Genomic DNA, 15,340 nt, shown 5'->3' with positions numbered 1-15,340 from the left:
TTCACCCTGCTGGCCAGTGTCATCGACACCTGCCGGCAACGTGGCCACTCGCCGTGGGACTACCTGGTCGCCGCGATCACCGAGCGGCGCGCCGGACTGCCCCTGCCCCCGCTGCCGGTGGCGGGGGTCTGAACGATTACCTGCTGATTATTTGAGTACCTATAACAACCAAGAATATTATTATTTACATTTAACACTTCCCTTACAAGATCATAATCATCGATTAACCGAAGTAATTTGTCCGCTTCCTTCTCCGCGTGGCAGATACCTCCCCCGACAAATTCATCCATTTCGCCAACATACTGATGCTCAGAAATAAAACCTGCAACAATTTCAGATGACTCCTTCAATTTAAGAAGTGCGGGACGTATTTGTGAGATTATCGCTGCGAAATCGTATTGCTTAGGAATCGAAAATCCTCTTATGTCTTCTGGGTAACCTGTATCTATTCTAATTGGGACTCTTGTGCTATTATCTTCGTTAATGTCATCGCCCTTCCCTGAGTTTAACGAGAGCCGAGATTCAAACCTTATTGCTTCGCGGATTAGGCGGTTGTAGCTGTTCTTGGCGTTTTCGACTCTTGCTTTTGTATCTTCCGGTAACTGCTCAATAAGATCTGTGATATGCATAATTTTTACAGCTTTCGCTTATTCGGTGACAGTGGTACTAGGCCGGCGCCCGCATCTATTGCACGAAATTATGGGGCCAGGGTCAAATATATCCCGCCACCGCAGGAAGCAGAGCTTCCAGGACCGTATGCCCAAGCGGGGCTTTGGCCACGAGGAGCCGAGGGGAAACCCATGCTGGGCATGCCGGGGACCCAAAACGCCCTCACACCGCATTGTACTCACCGGATCGGTTCAAGGCCCGGACTGCTGCCGATGGCACGCGGGCGCACCCCGGTCGTCCTAGCCGGGGGTGAGCCCCGCGGCGGAGACCGTGGTCCCCGCCTTGGCCAGTGGACGCGATTCGCCCCGATCAGCCGATCTAGCGTGTAGACCGCTGCGCCCTGGCACCAGCCAACTTCCCGTAGGCCTCGCCCATCAGCAGATGCGCATAGGCGTTCGGGTTGATCGGGTCCTTGGGCGCAGTCAGCTCAAAGCCCGCCTGGCGCTGGAAGACCATGACGAAGTCGGAGCCGCCGAACAGGAAGTTGCCGAGCATCTCGCCCTTCTTGTGGGTGCTGCCGACCGTAACCCCGGGCTCGAATTTGACCGATGAGACCACGGCCATGCCCATGGGGATCAGCGCCACCAGACCGTGGTCGCCGGTGTCGACGATGACCACGCCGCGGGTCTGGCTGAACTGCCAGCCGGTGGAGTCGACGGGGTCGTAGCGCCGGGTCGCGGGATTCCAGGTGACCTCCAGGGCGACGTTCTGCCGGACCTGGTTCAGTTCCTTGACGGTGCCGCCGACGGCGAAGTGATAGCGGTGATAGTCGTTGACGTTCAGGAAGGTATGCGTCAGCACGCCGCCGGCGAAGGCGTCGGCGTAGGCGCTGTCCGGACCGAGTAGCGTGGGGATGCTGTAGAAGCGCGAGAGTTTGACCTGCAGGCCGCCCTCCACCTGGATGCGGGACTGCGCATCGATGGGCCAGACGCCCTGGGGCACCGAGTCGGCCGGCGAGGTGACCACGGCCGGGTCGTCGGGCGCGGCGATGGGCCGCACCGAGGGGTTGCGCAGATAGCGGGCGAAGAACTGATTGAAGGTGGTCCAGCGGGCCGGCGACTCGTACCAGTTGTTCATCAGGCCGAAGCTAGGGTCCGCCAGGAACTGCTGATAGGTCGCCTGGGTCCAGGACGGCTCGGTGTCGAGGAATCCGCCCCAACTGATGGTGAAGTCCCGCAGCCAGGTGGAGAAGGGCGCGGAGTATTGGATGGTGTTGTCGAACAGGCCCTTGTCCTTCAACGCATCCAGTGGCTGGTCCACCAGGAAGTAGAAGTAGCAGATGGTCTGCAGGATCTGATCGCGGATCATGCGCGGCGGATTGGCGACGATCTGCTGCGGGATCAGCTTGGTCGCCTCGTCGATGAAGTCGAAGTACTCGGGCAGCGTCTGCACCGGGTTGGTCGCCCGGTCCGGATTGACCTTGGCTGCGGCGGCGATGGATTGGGTCAGCAGGTCGCCGACCTGCGGCTGGGACTCGATCAGCGCCTGCAACTGCTTGGTAATCGGCGCGTGCTCCTGCGCCAGCACCGGCAGGGCCAGGAGGGCCAGCAACATCAGGACGGCGGTAAGCCACGTAGAGCGATGGCGGGATACGGCGGACATGGCATGACTCCTCGTTGGGTCGTGGAACGGCTTGGCTTGGCGCCAAGGCCCGGCCGGGGGGCGAGCGACGCCGCGACCCAGTCAGGCGAGTCTAAGCATAGTCCAGGCGAACGGTCCGCACAGCGGACCCTACGCTTGCACCGCGCCGGCAGGGTCCGCTGCGCGGACCAACGACCTCGCGGCGAGCACGGTGGCGGGGATGATGACTAAGGCCCGGTCGTCACCCGCTCCGATCCCGGCGGATCGGCATCCAGCTTGACGGCGAGCCAGCAGACGAGCGGCGTCAGGATCGACCAGCCGAGCGCGAGTACGATAAGCGCTGCGACCGGATCGGGGAAGTTCACGGCGCCGAGCCGCATCCCGGCGTAAAAGGCGAGCGGACCGCCGACCGCGCCGAACAGCGCCGCCAACCACGGGCGTCCGATCAGCCAGCGCAATGCGACATGCAGCAGGGTGGCGAAGCCCGCCCACATGGCAATGATCCACACCGGGGCGAGCCAGGGAAGGAGCATTCCAGAGGGGTATTGCAGCAGGCCAAACCAGACCAATAGCCCATCCCAGAGTGCGCCGATGACGGCAACCGCGAGGATCAGGAGCGCATCCCGAACGGGTGTGGGGACCAGGGCCAGGTGGATCGCGATAGCCACCGCGGTCACGGCCACACCAACCCATGGCAGGCCATGGGCGCCGCCGAGTACGCAGGCGAACCAGGCGATCTGGTAGGCGGCGAAGTTAATCAGGACGTGCAATGCTTAAACTCCGGTCAGGGCGGGAAGGATGCTCACAATGAGTGGCAATGAGCGCCGAATGTCGGCGTCGTCGGCGAGGCATGGATGGTCATTCCGGCGCCGCCGGGCGCAGAGCGCCTGACACAGGCGTGACACCGCCGCAGCGGTGTCACGAGCGCGGGGTGAGTGGGTCCGTGGATGGTGCGGCGGCGAATACTTTCACAGTCTCTGGAGCGGTATCGCGAGCGCGCGACCTGATGGCCAAGGCCAGCTCACAGGTCGGCCGGGATATAGACATAGGCCGGCGGCACCTTGGCACCGACGATGGCGAATTTCTGCGACTGCCAGTAACCGCCGAGGTCGACCGTCTGACCGGCCGGGAAGGTGCCCACCCGCACCTCGTTGCCGGTGACCTCGTAGGTCCCCTTGCCCGGGGGCATCACGAGCTTCACCTGGCAAGGGCTGGTCTCACAGTTCCCGGTGTCGCCTGGTTTGACGGTGATGGCGATGACGCCGGTCGGCTGGTTCGCCGAAGTGGCGCAGCCCGCCAATGCCAGTGCCGCCAGGAAGGGCGCCAGGGTCAGGATGCCGGGCAACGCGACGGGCGACGGATGCAAAGGGGCTTGGCTCATGAAGATTTCTCCTGCCTTAATCATAACTCCTGCCTCCAGCGCGCCTGGGAGCGCCGACATTCTGTCGGCCAACCGCCGCAGGCGGTTCGCGGTTTCGCGGTCAATCGCAAAGTGCGTTGTTTTCACGAGAACCCAACGGCGCTTCGCGCCGTCGCCGACAGAATGTCGGCGCTCCCAGGTGCCACAAGGTTTGGTGTCTGCGAATACTTGCCCAGTCTCCGCAACGGCGCGTCACGAGCGCGGGGAGCCGACAGAATGTCGGCGCTCCCACTCAATCCCCCAAGGCCCCCTCATTGCTGAAGAGTTGACCCAGGCGCTCGATCTCGGCCGGCGGGACATGGCGCGGGTGCCCGGCGAGGATGCCGGTGACATTGCGGAAGGGGGCGCCGATGTGCATGCCGCGCCCATCGATGGTGAAGGCGCGGATGTCCTTGTCGTGGGCCGAGCCGCGCATCTTGAGCACCGTCAGCCCACGCTTCATCTCGCCGAACATCTCGACATAGCGCAACAGGATGATGGCATCGGTGATGGTCGAGATATGGGTCTCGGTCACCGATTCGCCACCCATCAGGCTGCTGGTGGTGGCAGTGAAGAGCCCGGCGATCTCTTTGTGCTTGATGAAGCTCGTCAGGCTGATCACGAATTCGCGAAAGCCCTTGATCGAACTCACCCGCTCCAGCGCGGAGAGGCTGTCGACCGCCACCCGGTTGGGCTTGAATGAATCGATCTCGCGCTTGATGCGGATCAGGTGGTCCTCCAGCCCCGCGGCCTCGGGATAAACGGCGACCACCCGCAGCAGACCCTCGCGCTCGTAGCGGTCGAAATCCCGCCCCCAGCCGGAGGCGTTGCGGCTCAATTGGTCGCGGCTCTCCTCGAAGGCCATCAGCAACGAGCGCTCGCCCTGGGCCACGCCCCCGGCGATGAACTCGGTGGAGGTCAAGGTCTTGCCGCAGCCGGTGGCCCCGGAGACCAGGATCACCGAGTCGCGGAAGAAACCGCCGCCGCACATGGCATCGAGCTCCGCATTGCCGGAGGTGATGCGTGTATAAGAGGAGCGCTGGTCCAGTTCGATGGCCGAGAGCGGGATCACCACGATGCCCTGATCCGGCATGATGGTGAATGGGTACTCGCCCTTCTGATGGACGGTGCCGCGGAATTTGAGCACCTCCATGGTGCGGCGGCGCTTTTCGCCCTCCAGCACATTACGCAGGATCAACACATTGTCGGTGACGAACTCCTCGACCCCGTGGCGGCTGATCTCACCGTATTCGTGGGTACGCTCGGCGGTCATTACCGAGGTGACGCCCATCCCCTTCAAGGCGGAGGCCAGCCGGAACAGTTCGGCGCGTACGATCACCTCGTTCTCGAAGCGGGAGAACACCGCCCCCAACGAGTCGATCGCCACCCGCGTCGCACCGACGCGCCGCACCGCCGCCTCCACCCGGACCACCAATGCGCCCAGGTCGAATGCGCCGCTCACCACCACCTCGTCCCCCGGCTGGGGGGCGGCATCGACAAAGGCCCACTTACCGGCGGCCTCCCAGGCGGCCACATCCCAGCCGAGCGAGCCGACATTGGCGCGGATGTCCTCGCCGGACTCCTCGAAGGTGACAAAGACCCCGGCCTGGTCATATTGGCGGATGCCCTCGGCCAGGAATTGGGCGGCGAAGATCGTCTTGGCGCTGCCGGCGGTGCCCGCCACCAGGGTGGTGCGACCGGCGGGAATGCCGCCTAGGCCGATATGATCGAAACCGTCGATGCCGGTGGGCAGCTTGGTGACGGAGGGGAGCTTTACGGGCTCAACCATGCTGGTCTCCATTGGGGTCTTCTGGACCACTCAAGTCTAATCCGATCAAGACCTTCTCTTTATTCGAGAGGTCCCCGATGATGCGCCGCAGCGGCGGCGGCAGGGCCTTGATCAGGGTGGGCGTGGCGATGATGCGGGCATCCTCGGCCGCCTGCGGGTCCTCGATCACGTCGATGACCTCCATCTCATAGCGCCCAGCCAACTCGGTCTGGCAGATGCGTTGCAGGTTCGCGATGGCGCGATTGCCCTGCGGCGTGCGACCGGTGATATACAGCCTTAATAAATACTTTCCCATGATGGCGCCCATGATTGCGAGGGGATCAGCCCGGTTGATGGTCGGGCGCGTCCGCCGGGTCGACGGCGAGCGATTGTCGGCTCAAATAATACCGGCGATAGTAACTCGCCAGATAGCCCATGAGTTCCAGGACCACGATACGGCCCTCCACGGCGACCTGGTGCTCCTGCGCCGGGCCCACCCGCTGGGCCAGCCGGCGCAGCGCCTCGGTGTGCAGCTCGATCACGTCGCGTGGTCCGGCCCCCATGAACCCGAGCCGTTCGGCCAGGGGGCGGGCGCTGCGCTCCTGCTCCGGCCGCAGCCGAAAGACCTGACTGGCGGCGGTGTGCTCGATCAGCCCCAGGTAGTCCTCCAGTAACTCCTCGAACAGCCCGGGATTGCTGTCGCGCAGCGTGGCCGCGCCATAGATGCGCGCGGCCTGCCCGGCGTGCCGGGACCCCCCAAGGAGGCGCCCGACCTCGCGTTGCTCGCTCTCGCGCTGGTCGACCAGGTCCGCCGCCTCCGCCCGGCGCAGCTGCTGGCGGCGCAGCCGCTGGCGCTCCACCGCGTGACGCAGTGTCCGCGTCAGCAGCCGGGCGTCCTGGTCCGCCGCACACAGCCAATCCTCCGCGCCGGCCGCAATCAGGGCCCGACCGAGCGCCGCGTCGTCGCGCTCCGTATAGACCACGACCGGCAGGTCCGACGCCGCGGCCCGCACCTGCGCCAAGGTCTCGATCCATCGATCGGCAGGCCGCTCGAGAGTCAATAAGATGCAGTCGAAAGGCCCGTCGGCAAGGCGTGTGGATACCGCCGTCGGCAGCGCGCAGGGCGTCACCCGCAGCGGCCCGGCGGCGCGGTCGTCCAGGGCCGACGCCAGCACCGGGGTGCGGGCGGGTTCATCCGCGATGACGAGTACCGCGAGGCCCTGGTCGGGCGCGGCCTCGTCCGGTCGCGGCCGATCCAGCGGCACCGGTGTAGACGCGGTCTTTGACTCGGTCATAGGGCGGATGGCTCGTGGGGCGTAGGGGGTCGTAACGGCAGGAGTGCGCAACTTAACGCATCTGGAAGCACGCATCTCAAATAAATCTCATCGCTGTTCAAGGTTCCCGCTCATGCAACTGGCGCCACGCACCACGGCCCTGCCCCCAATCCCGCAGCCACTGCGGCAGCGCGGCCGCCGCCAGCGGACGGCCAAAATAATAGCCCTGCGCCAGGTCACAGCCCAGGCGGTACAGGGCCGCGGCCTGTTCCCGGGTCTCCACCCCCTCGGCCACCACCTGCTTGCCATTGCCGTGGGCCAGGGTCAGGGTCGCGCTGACCAGGGCGGCATTGCCGGCGTCCGACACCACCTCATGCACGAAGCGTTCGTCGATCTTGATGGCGGTCACCGGTAGGCGCCGCAGTCCGGCTAAGGACGAATAGCCGGCCCCGAAGTCGTCGACATGCAGGGTCACACCAAGCGCTGCCAGGCGTTGCAGCAGGTCCCGCGAGCGGTTGGTGTGGGTGAAGAGCGTGCTCTCGGCGAACTCCAGCACCAACCGCCGGGGGTCGAACCGATGCCGGTCCAGGGTCTCGGCGACCTGGGCGAACAGGTCGCCGCGCTCCGACTGGATGGGCGAGACGTTGATCGCCAGGGAGAGGTGCGCGAGCCCGGCGGCCGCCCACTCCTCCAGTTGGCCGCAGGCCATCTCCAACACCCAACCGCCGACCTCGAGGATGAGCCCGGAGCTTTCCAACAGGGGCAGGAAGGTAGCCGGACCGACGAGCCCGCACCCGGGGCGCTGCCAGCGTAACAGGGCCTCGAAGCCGACGCACTCACCGGAGGCGAGCGCCACCTGGGGTTGATAGTGTAGGAGCAGCTCGCCATGGTACAAGGCCTTTTGCAGGTCGCGCTCGATCTCCAGCCGGGACTCGGCAGTCAGTGCCGTGCCCGGGTCGTACAGCCGGAAGGCATTGCCGCCGTGGTGCTTGGCCTCGTACATCGCCGAGTCGGCCTGGCGCACCAGCACGTCGGGGTCGGTGGCCAGCGCGGGAAAGAGGCTGATGCCGATACTCGGGGTCACATACATCTCGTGCCCCTCGGGGTTGAATGGCAGCAGGAAGGCGGCGAGGAGCCGCTCCCCGACCCGCTGCGCCCCGGCCTGGTCGTGTACGTTATAGAAGACCGCGGTGAACTCGTCCCCGCCCCAGCGCGCCAGGGTATCGGAGGTGCGCGGCAGGGCGCCCAGGCGGTCGGCCACCGCGCACAGCAGGGCGTCGCCCATCGCATGGCCCAGCGTGTCGTTGATGGCCTTGAAACGATCCAGGTCCATGAACACCACGGCCACCCCCTTACCCTCTCGCTCGGCGAACTCGAGCGCATTGCGCAAACGATCGAAGAACAGGTCCCGGTTGGGCAGGCCGGTGAGTCGATCTTGGAAGGCGAGCCGCTGGATGCGGGTCTCCTCGGCCTTGCGCTCGGTGATGTCGTGGAGCATCACCAGATAGGCCGGGCGGCCCTGCCAGCGGGTCTCGGTTACCCCCATGGCGGCCACCCCGGCACTGCCGTCGTGGCGGACGGTGCGGATCTCGGTCTGTAGGGCCGCGGGGTGATCGCCGGTAACCGGGATGCCGAACGGCTGCCCGATCAGGCCGTTGGCCCCGACATCCAGCAGGGTCTCGGCCGCCGGGTTGGTGAATTGCACGGTGCCATTGGCATCCAGAATCAGGATACCGGTGCGGTTATCCTGGACCAAGGTATGAAAATTCGCCCTGGTCTCGTCCAGGTCGCGCTCCAGCGCGTGGCGCTCGGAGAGGTCGCGCATGATCGCGATGGCGTGCCAGCGCTCATCGAGCCAGAGTGGGATCACCGACAGTTCGACCTCGACCCGACGACCGTCGCGGCGCATGGCCGACAAGCGAACGGCCTTGCCGAGGAAGTCCCCGCGGCCGTCCCGGGCGAAGCCCTCCAGGCCCTGCCGACACTGCTCCTGAAATTCCGCCGGCGCCAGGGTGGCGTGTGCATCGCGGCCGATCAGGGCGCCCGCCGGGTAGCCCAGGAGCTGTTCACCGGCGGGGTTCGCATAGACGATCCGCCCGCTCGCGTCGGTGAGGAAAACCCCTTCCACCGCGGAGTCGGCGATGACGCGCAGGTTACCGCGCTGGGCCTCCAGGGCGCTGCGGATCGCTTGATCGGGGGGGGCGAGCGGCGGCGCGTATGACAATATGTCAGCGCGGCGACGGCAGGCGAGGCGCCAACCAAGGGCGAGCCCCAGGACGATCAGGACGGCCACGGCCGTCGCGTCCAGACTCAACGACATACCACGTGGACCCGACGTCCAGTGTGCCCGCCACGGGACGGCGCGGGCGCGGCTGGGGCCGAGAGCGACGCGCGGCCCCTAGCGCGAGGGGCTGGTGCGGCAATGCGTGGACAGGGTTGAGCGTGCATGGCCTGAGTCTGGATGCGTGTACGTTGATTGTGCGACCCCGGGAGACGGGTCGATTGCCCGGGATTCGCACTTTGTCCGGATTTAGTGCTTAGAAAGGCAATACTATCAGAATGCGACCGCACCCGGCGGTCTACATCGGTCGCCACTCGACGCCAGATAGCGCCAGTGCGCAAAGGTCGCCGCCTGCCCGCGATAGCCGCCCCCCGCATCGGCCAGATTCCACACACAGGCATTCTCGATCATGAAACGCCGGCCACTCGCCGCGACCCGCACCCCAGAATAATCATTGATGGCGAGAGACCGTCGACGGCCGGCCCTGCGCGGGCGCAAAATCCGGCCTCAAGAATGCGTGCGCACAAAAAAGCCGGCACTCGGCCGGCTTCTCTCTAACTGCTTGATCATTTGGTGGGCGCGGGAGGGATCGAACCTCCTACCCTCGCCGTGTGAAGGCGATGCTCTACCGGTGAGCTACGCGCCCCATAAGGGCAGGAGCGAGATAGTAGCCGCGGACTCGCCGTCCGTCAAATACCAGAACAGGACGCTGCCGGGGGCTGGCATCAAAACCGTCGCGGCCGGGGGCCGCTCCAACGCCGTAGGAGCGGCCCCCGGCCGCGACGAAACCACCCACGACCCACGCGGTGGCCGCACTCAAGGCGCCCCGCCGTAGTCGATGGTGATCTCCTCCCCGACGGCGATGGGGCGCCGGGCGTAGAGGTGGAAGACCTCGAACTCGGCGTTGGGCTCGTCGCTGTGGTTGAGCCAGCGCAGCAGATTGGTCCCCCGGCGGGCGCTCGGCGCCCCGCCCTCGGGGTCGTAGACCCACAGGACATGGGGCCCGTCCTCCGCCACCTCGGGCCCCTCGAAGGTGCCGATGCGCTGCCCGGTCGCGAACGGAATCCGGGCGAAGCACCCCCAACCATGGATCGGGGAGCGGCCCTTGCGCACCCGCGCAGCGAGCCAAGGAGAACACCCCATTAGCCGGCAAAGGGGCCGAGCCGCGACAGATCGGCCGCCGGCCTCTCGGCGGCCTGGCCGGCGCGGACCGGTGCGCCCGCCCCGTGACCGCCGCCGAGCTGGAGCAACACCGGCACGTCATGTGGCAGCACGTCCACCTCGGCCCCGGAGGCGATGAGCTGCTCGTTCTCCAGAACGGCCAGCACCGCATTCAAGACCTCCGGGTCCTGCCGGGCGATGGCGTTCAATGCATCGCCGACCACCGCGGGACGGGTGGCACCGGCCTCGGCCATCTTCTGCGAGACCTTGAAGGCGGTCTGGCTGCGGATCAGCCCCACCCGGTTCTCGCCGTCCTGCTTCATCGCGCTGGTCACCTGGACCAGACGCTTGACCACCTTCTCGGTGATGTTATCCACCATCTGCCGGTCGGTGAAGGCGACCTTGCGGATATAGACCGACCCGAGCTGATAGCCCCATTTCTCCGACAGCGGCGAGACCGTGGCCCGCACCTGACGGCTCAACTGGTGGCGGTCCTCCAGCATCTTGTCCATCTCCAGGTTGCTCAGGGTCGAGATGGTGGAACTGGCCACGTTGGCCTGGAGCGAGCCCTCCGGGTTGGCGTTGCGGAACAGGTAGGCCTCCGGGTCGCTCACCTGCATCTCATACCAGATGCCCACCCCCATGGGCGTGCCCTCCTCCGAGTTGACCATCTGATCGCGCAGATAATATTGGCGCAACGCCGTGTCCACCAGATAGCGCTTGCCGAAGAAGGGCACCAGGAGCGCAGGCAGCCCGAAGTGCAGGATGGGGAAGCGCAGCCCGGCCTCGTCGAGCACGCCGAGCACGCGGCCGAACAGGGTGTAGACCTGGGCCTCGCGCTCGCGCACGATGGTGTAGAGCCCGAGCCCGCCGGTAACCGACAGGAGCAGCGGGATGAAGACCAGCCCCATGACGAAGGCGATCAGGAAGGCAATGGAGTCAGTGCTCATGATGGCGGGTCTCCTTCAGGCGGGGGTCGAATGACCGGTGGTCTGGACGATGCGCCGGGCATTGCGCAGCAGCGGGATGCGCATGTTGCGCACATAGGCGGCGAGTGCCGCACTGCCCCCCTCGGCCTTGATGCGTACCAGGGTGTCGGCCAGCTCCTTGAGCGGCGCCACCTCCGCCTGGGCGTTGTTGGTGGCGATATCCACCGCCCGCTTGCTCATGGTGATCTGCTGCTCGGCATCGGCGCGGGCCGTGCTGATGTCCGCGGCCACCTGGTTGCGGGTGCTGTTGATGGCGGAGAGCGCCCGGTCCACCTCCAGCGGGGGGTCGATCTGGGTGATCAGCGCGGCCTCCAGCTCGATCCCGTACCGGGTGCCGGTGGTGGCGCACTGCTGCTCCATGTACTCGTTGAGCAGCGGCAGGTTCTTGCGCAGGTCGTTGATCGACACCCCCTCCGAGAGGTCCGGCCCGGCCCCGTCGCCCTGCGCCTCGGAGGTCGCCGGCACCATGGAGAGCAACCGCTGCCCCTTGGGGTCCGCGAAGTTCGCGATGCGCTCGCGCAGCACCGAGACGAAATAGCCCATGACGTGCTGGAGCGGGTCCGCCACCCCGAACACAAAGGGATAGAGGTTGTCCTCCGAGACCCGGAAGCGGACCTGGCCGTTGACCCCGGTGGTCAGGTTGTCCTTGGTCACGGCCTCGATGGTGTCCTGGCGCTTGGTGGGGTCCCAGGTGAGGTCGAGCGCCTGGGTGGCGACATCGACCTTGTGGACCTGCTGCCAGGGCCATTTGAAATAGGGTCCGCCGGGGCGGATCATCTGTAGCCGCGGGAAGCGGTAACGCGCCCGCTCCTCCTCGGTCATCCGCGGGTCATCCACCGGCAGCTCGCCGAAGCGCTGGGCGCGCCCGAACGAGGTGAGCACCGCCCGCTCGTTGGGCTTGACGGTGAAGACGGCGCGGATCACGACCCGATAGATCGAATAGATGGCCAGGCCGAACAGAAAGGCAGTAAACAACATGGAGTCCTCCGAATCGCGTGGGTTTAGCGCCCAGGGCGGCGCGGCGGCCCCCGGGGAGCTCCGGGGACGACGCGCTAACCATAGCACTTGAGCGCCGGCCGGGGGGTACGCCGTCGCACCGGCGGTTCGGCCCCTAAGGCAGGCTGTACCAGGCACCGCGGCCCTCACCGTGGAGCACCAGGAGGCCGCGCTCACGCAAGGCCTTGAAGTGCAACTTTAAGGTATTGCGGCTGGCCCCCGTCAGGGTCACCGCATCGCTGATCGAGATACGGCCATGGTCACGGGCCTGGTCCAGTATCCGGGTCGCGAGCTCAGGCAACCGCGCGAGCAATAGCCGCTCGCGCTCCACCTTCTCACGCAGCCGCCGCATCTGGCGTTGCAGCGCCCTCAGAAAGAAGGTCAGCCACGGCGTCCAATCGGGGGCCTGGGTCCGAATGCTCCCCTGGGTGCGGCGAAGTGCGAGGTAGTAACCCTCCTTGCTCTGCTCGATCACACTCTCCAGCGAGCTAAAGGGCACATAGGCATAACCGGCACGCAGCAAGAGGAGCGTGGTCAGGACCCGGCTCAGGCGGCCGTTGCCGTCCTGGAATGGATGGATCTCCAGGAACACGACGACGAAGATGCCGATGGCGAGCAGCGGGTGTAGTTCCCCGTCCCGCGACACCGCGTCGAACCAGGCGACCAACTCGGACATCCGCCCGGGCGTGTCGAACGGGCTCGCCGTCTCGAAGACAATGCCGAGTTGGTTACCGTCGGCATCGAAGGCCGCGACGCTGTTGGATGCCGTCTTGTAGGCGCCCCGGTGGCGCTCGTCCTTGTCGCTGTAGCGCAGCAGGTCGCGGTGGAACTGCTTAATGTGGTTTTCGGTCACGGCGATCTCGGACCAGGACGCGAAGACCGTCTCCATCACCTGCGCGTAACCGGCCACCTCCTGCTCGTCGCGCGAGCCGAAGGACTGGATCTCCAGGTTCGACAGCAGGCGCTCAACCTCACGGTCCGACAGCCGGCTACCCTCGATCCGGGTCGAGGAACCGATGCTCTCAATGGTCGCGACCCGGCGCAGGGCCGACAGCCGCTCGGGCGCCAGGGTGCCCAGGGCGCGCCAGGCCCCCTTGAACTCGTCGATCTCGGCGACGAGCAGGAGCATCTCGGGGGTGATGGCGAGCGAGGCGGTTTGGATCATCCGCCATTTTTACACCCATTTACACCCATTTTTCAAGCCACGGTGGCGACGCGACGAAGCACGCCGTACAGCTCGACCGGCTGCATTTGCGTCTGCCCGAGCAACCGCCACCGAGGATTACCGCCGCACTCCAAGCCCCCATACACTAATCGCTGTGTAGTGCCGACCTTCACCCCTGCGGTGGCAGCCAAACAACGGGTTACGTGAACAATGGGCGCGAATAGTCGAAGACGGGCTAGTGTGCCCGACATGGGCATGCACTTGTTACCTGAAAGGAGGTAACCGCAGAGAGTAGCAAGAAGCCTAGCAGGCTGTCGGACTTAGTGATGCAACCGATTGAATGCAAAGAGTTTCCTCTTTTGCGCCAAAAAGTCGTTTTCCTGTTTAATCAATCGGTTACGCCATCAAGTCCGACAGGCTGCTAGCGAAACCCAAGGTGGAAGCCGCGAGGCCAAGCTGAAAGAAGGGCTACGCGACGACCCGACCGGTAGGAACACGAACAGGCAGCGAGGTCGGGTGCGGGCTAGAGTTAAGCTAGGGAACGCGAAATCCAACAGTCCCCGAAAGACGCACCAGGTAGAGCCTGACGGCACGGGTCGAAAGTACATGTTCTTACTCGGGGAGACCTGGCGCGTGAGAGCGGGCCAGGTGTCAGCAGAGGCCTGAGTTGCGTTGACGCCCGTTGAAAGCCGGGAGGAGCGAAGGGCCGAAGAGCCGCGAGAGGACCACAGTCTGGATCGGATGTGGAAGGCGAGAAGGTCACCGACACGCTCCCAGCGTTGCAACAGCGGCTGCGGCGTCGCGTTTTGCGGATGGGCCGGGCCGCACTGGGGTGCGGCGCTCCCAGTCGGTCGGCCTGACGGCCGACCGCCCCGCCTCGGTGGCCGAAACGAGAGTCAAAGTCCCAGCGCGAATAGAGGGAGCCGGGGAAAATGTTCCGGACGGGTCGAATGCCGCGTCCGGCCAAGGTCCGTGCTCGACGATGTCCTGCGCGATGCCGACGTCACTATCATCAGCCGTCACGACACCGACGGCGACGCCGTGGTCATGTCGCTGGCACACTACAATAGTCTCATGGAAACCTTGCATTTGGCTTCCACGCCCGCGAACGCCGAGGCGATGGCGCGGGCCATCCGTCAGGATCGGGCCGGCGAGGCGCAAGCGCGAACCTTGATCGATCCGGACAACGCCTGACCGTGCGCGCCATCCGTCTCGTACCGGATGCTTGGGAGGCGTATCTCTATTGGCAGCGCCAGGACAAGAAGACACTGAGGCGGATCAACGCACTGATCGAGGACGCGGCGCGCGAGCCGTTCGCCGGCCTTGGCAAGCCGGAGCCGCTGCGCGGTAACCTCTCCGGCTATTGGTCCAGGCGCATTGACGACACCCATCGGCTGGTCTATCGCGCGACCGATGAAGAGCTGGTTGTCATCGCCTGCCGCTTTCATTATGACGGATAGAATGGCAGGTCCCGGTGCGGGCCTTGATCACCATTCCGGCCACGGGCGGGTGTAGGTCGCCCTTCAGGGCGACCAGGCGTCTGGTTTCCCGAAACCGTGGTCTGTCCCTGAGGTGTCCCCGCGCTGTTGAACGAGGTGAGGTCAGCGTAGGGTATTTTCGGCGGAGGATATCGTGGTACGTTCCCTATTTCCTCCGCAAAGCCCGCCGCTGATCACGGAGGAAGCCGATGTTTGGCGACCGGCACCCGCCAAATATCACGGGTGAACGGCTAAAAATGACCTTGCTCCAAGACTTTATCGATTGTAGGACTACTATCGTCAATTACTGCTTGAATCTTGTCTACCATCCTTTGAAACACGTCTGAATAATACTGAGACCCGTCTACAAACTCCACGAAATCATCTCTACATTGTCTTCTCAATTCCGGAGTTCGATACTCCTGTCGAACATTCGATCCAAGGTAATCGTTCAGACCCCCCCCTTCCGGAACGCGGTGGCGTGGGGGCATTGTGTTGGAGGATAGCACCCCAACAGTTGGTGGCGTCGCGGGGACCCCACCGTTCAGCCTGACGCGCACATGAAACTCGACCGACACG

The 15,340-nt window shown here is 65.1% G+C and carries 14 protein-coding genes, 1 tRNA gene and 1 pseudogene; 2 read left to right on the top strand and 14 right to left on the bottom strand.

Features of this window, described 5'->3' with window-relative positions; translation table 11 throughout:
* Positions 1-987: 987 nt before the first annotated feature.
* The 13 genes from QZX93_RS15305 to QZX93_RS15245 form a co-directional block, all read right to left on the bottom strand.
* Positions 988-2,271 carry a phosphatidylserine decarboxylase gene (locus QZX93_RS15305; RefSeq protein ID WP_295386097.1) on the bottom strand — a complete coding sequence of 428 codons (1,284 nt, stop codon included), beginning with the start codon at positions 2,269-2,271 and terminating at the stop codon, positions 988-990.
* 206 nt (positions 2,272-2,477) lie between these two features.
* The gene (locus tag QZX93_RS15300) at positions 2,478-3,020 is read right to left on the bottom strand and encodes a DUF2878 domain-containing protein (RefSeq protein WP_295386096.1); all 543 of its coding nucleotides are present in this window, start codon (positions 3,018-3,020) and stop codon (positions 2,478-2,480) included.
* A gap of 251 nt (positions 3,021-3,271) precedes the next feature.
* A complete protein-coding gene (locus QZX93_RS15295) occupies positions 3,272-3,631 on the bottom strand; it encodes a hypothetical protein (protein WP_295386094.1) in 360 nt (119 codons plus the stop codon).
* Between the two features lie 271 nt (positions 3,632-3,902).
* The gene (gene kaiC / locus QZX93_RS15290; RefSeq protein WP_295386092.1) at positions 3,903-5,438 is read right to left on the bottom strand and encodes a circadian clock protein KaiC; all 1,536 of its coding nucleotides are present in this window, start codon (positions 5,436-5,438) and stop codon (positions 3,903-3,905) included.
* Positions 5,431-5,736: a circadian clock protein KaiB gene (gene kaiB, locus QZX93_RS15285; RefSeq protein WP_295386099.1), complete on the bottom strand. Its 306-nt coding sequence runs from the start codon at positions 5,734-5,736 to the stop codon at positions 5,431-5,433. Before kaiB ends, kaiC begins: the two co-directional genes overlap by 8 nt.
* A 22-nt stretch (positions 5,737-5,758) precedes the next feature.
* The gene (locus tag QZX93_RS15280) at positions 5,759-6,712 is read right to left on the bottom strand and encodes a response regulator (RefSeq protein ID WP_295386090.1); all 954 of its coding nucleotides are present in this window, start codon (positions 6,710-6,712) and stop codon (positions 5,759-5,761) included.
* A 97-nt stretch (positions 6,713-6,809) separates the two neighbouring features.
* Positions 6,810-9,011 carry an EAL domain-containing protein gene (locus tag QZX93_RS15275; protein WP_295386088.1) on the bottom strand — a complete coding sequence of 734 codons (2,202 nt, stop codon included), beginning with the start codon at positions 9,009-9,011 and terminating at the stop codon, positions 6,810-6,812.
* Positions 9,012-9,245: 234 nt separating this feature from the next.
* Complete coding sequence (locus QZX93_RS15270) at positions 9,246-9,470, bottom strand: MEKHLA domain-containing protein (protein WP_295386086.1); 225 nt, start codon at positions 9,468-9,470, stop codon at positions 9,246-9,248.
* Positions 9,471-9,543: 73 nt separating this feature from the next.
* Positions 9,544-9,618: transfer RNA gene (locus tag QZX93_RS15265), tRNA-Val, on the bottom strand.
* Positions 9,619-9,788: 170 nt separating this feature from the next.
* Entirely contained in the window at positions 9,789-10,115 is a 327-nt protein-coding gene (locus tag QZX93_RS15260; protein WP_295392944.1) for an SET domain-containing protein, read from the bottom strand.
* Positions 10,115-11,083, bottom strand: a complete 969-nt coding sequence (locus QZX93_RS15255) for an SPFH domain-containing protein (RefSeq protein WP_295392945.1) — start codon at positions 11,081-11,083, stop codon at positions 10,115-10,117. The genes QZX93_RS15260 and QZX93_RS15255 overlap by 1 nt, the downstream gene beginning before the upstream one ends.
* Before the next feature lie 15 nt (positions 11,084-11,098).
* Complete coding sequence (locus QZX93_RS15250) at positions 11,099-12,100, bottom strand: SPFH domain-containing protein (protein ID WP_295392946.1); 1,002 nt, start codon at positions 12,098-12,100, stop codon at positions 11,099-11,101.
* Between the two features lie 133 nt (positions 12,101-12,233).
* Positions 12,234-13,283 (bottom strand): Fic family protein, encoded by a 1,050-nt coding sequence (locus QZX93_RS15245; protein WP_295392947.1) that lies wholly within the window; start codon positions 13,281-13,283, stop codon positions 12,234-12,236.
* A gap of 966 nt (positions 13,284-14,249) precedes the next feature.
* Here QZX93_RS15245 and QZX93_RS15240 point away from each other — a divergent pair.
* Positions 14,250-14,477 (top strand): annotated as a pseudogene (locus QZX93_RS15240) (type II toxin-antitoxin system Phd/YefM family antitoxin); the annotation flags it as partial.
* 2 nt (positions 14,478-14,479) lie between these two features.
* Positions 14,480-14,743: a Txe/YoeB family addiction module toxin gene (locus QZX93_RS15235; protein WP_295392948.1), complete on the top strand. Its 264-nt coding sequence runs from the start codon at positions 14,480-14,482 to the stop codon at positions 14,741-14,743.
* Between the two features lie 269 nt (positions 14,744-15,012).
* Here the strand turns inward: QZX93_RS15235 and QZX93_RS27395 are convergent, their stop codons facing one another.
* Positions 15,013-15,252, bottom strand: coding sequence for a Bpu10I family restriction endonuclease (locus QZX93_RS27395; protein ID WP_366760472.1), 240 nt, complete (start codon positions 15,250-15,252; stop codon positions 15,013-15,015).
* Positions 15,253-15,340 lie beyond the last annotated feature (88 nt).

It is taken from the genome of uncultured Thiodictyon sp., assembly GCF_903946935.1.
Taxonomy (GTDB): domain Bacteria; phylum Pseudomonadota; class Gammaproteobacteria; order Chromatiales; family Chromatiaceae; genus Thiodictyon.
The sequence above is the reverse complement of the archived record's forward strand: the minus strand, read 5'-3'. Positions and strand labels throughout refer to the sequence as shown.

Bases quoted from the DNA above. Each gene is read 5' to 3' on its own strand.
- QZX93_RS15260 (WP_295392944.1), bottom strand. From the start codon at position 10,115: ATGGGGTGTTCTCCTTGGCTCGCTGCGCGGGTGCGCAAGGGCCGCTCC.
- QZX93_RS15275 (WP_295386088.1), bottom strand. From the start codon at position 9,011: ATGTCGTTGAGTCTGGACGCGACGGCCGTGGCCGTCCTGATCGTCCTG.
- QZX93_RS15295 (WP_295386094.1), bottom strand. From the start codon at position 3,631: ATGAGCCAAGCCCCTTTGCATCCGTCGCCCGTCGCGTTGCCCGGCATC.
- kaiC (WP_295386092.1), bottom strand. From the start codon at position 5,438: ATGGTTGAGCCCGTAAAGCTCCCCTCCGTCACCAAGCTGCCCACCGGC.
- QZX93_RS15245 (WP_295392947.1), bottom strand. From the start codon at position 13,283: ATGATCCAAACCGCCTCGCTCGCCATCACCCCCGAGATGCTCCTGCTC.
- QZX93_RS27395 (WP_366760472.1), bottom strand. From the start codon at position 15,252: ATGCCCCCACGCCACCGCGTTCCGGAAGGGGGGGGTCTGAACGATTAC.
- QZX93_RS15250 (WP_295392946.1), bottom strand. From the start codon at position 12,100: ATGTTGTTTACTGCCTTTCTGTTCGGCCTGGCCATCTATTCGATCTAT.
- QZX93_RS15280 (WP_295386090.1), bottom strand. From the start codon at position 6,712: ATGACCGAGTCAAAGACCGCGTCTACACCGGTGCCGCTGGATCGGCCG.
- QZX93_RS15305 (WP_295386097.1), bottom strand. From the start codon at position 2,271: ATGTCCGCCGTATCCCGCCATCGCTCTACGTGGCTTACCGCCGTCCTG.
- QZX93_RS15255 (WP_295392945.1), bottom strand. From the start codon at position 11,083: ATGAGCACTGACTCCATTGCCTTCCTGATCGCCTTCGTCATGGGGCTG.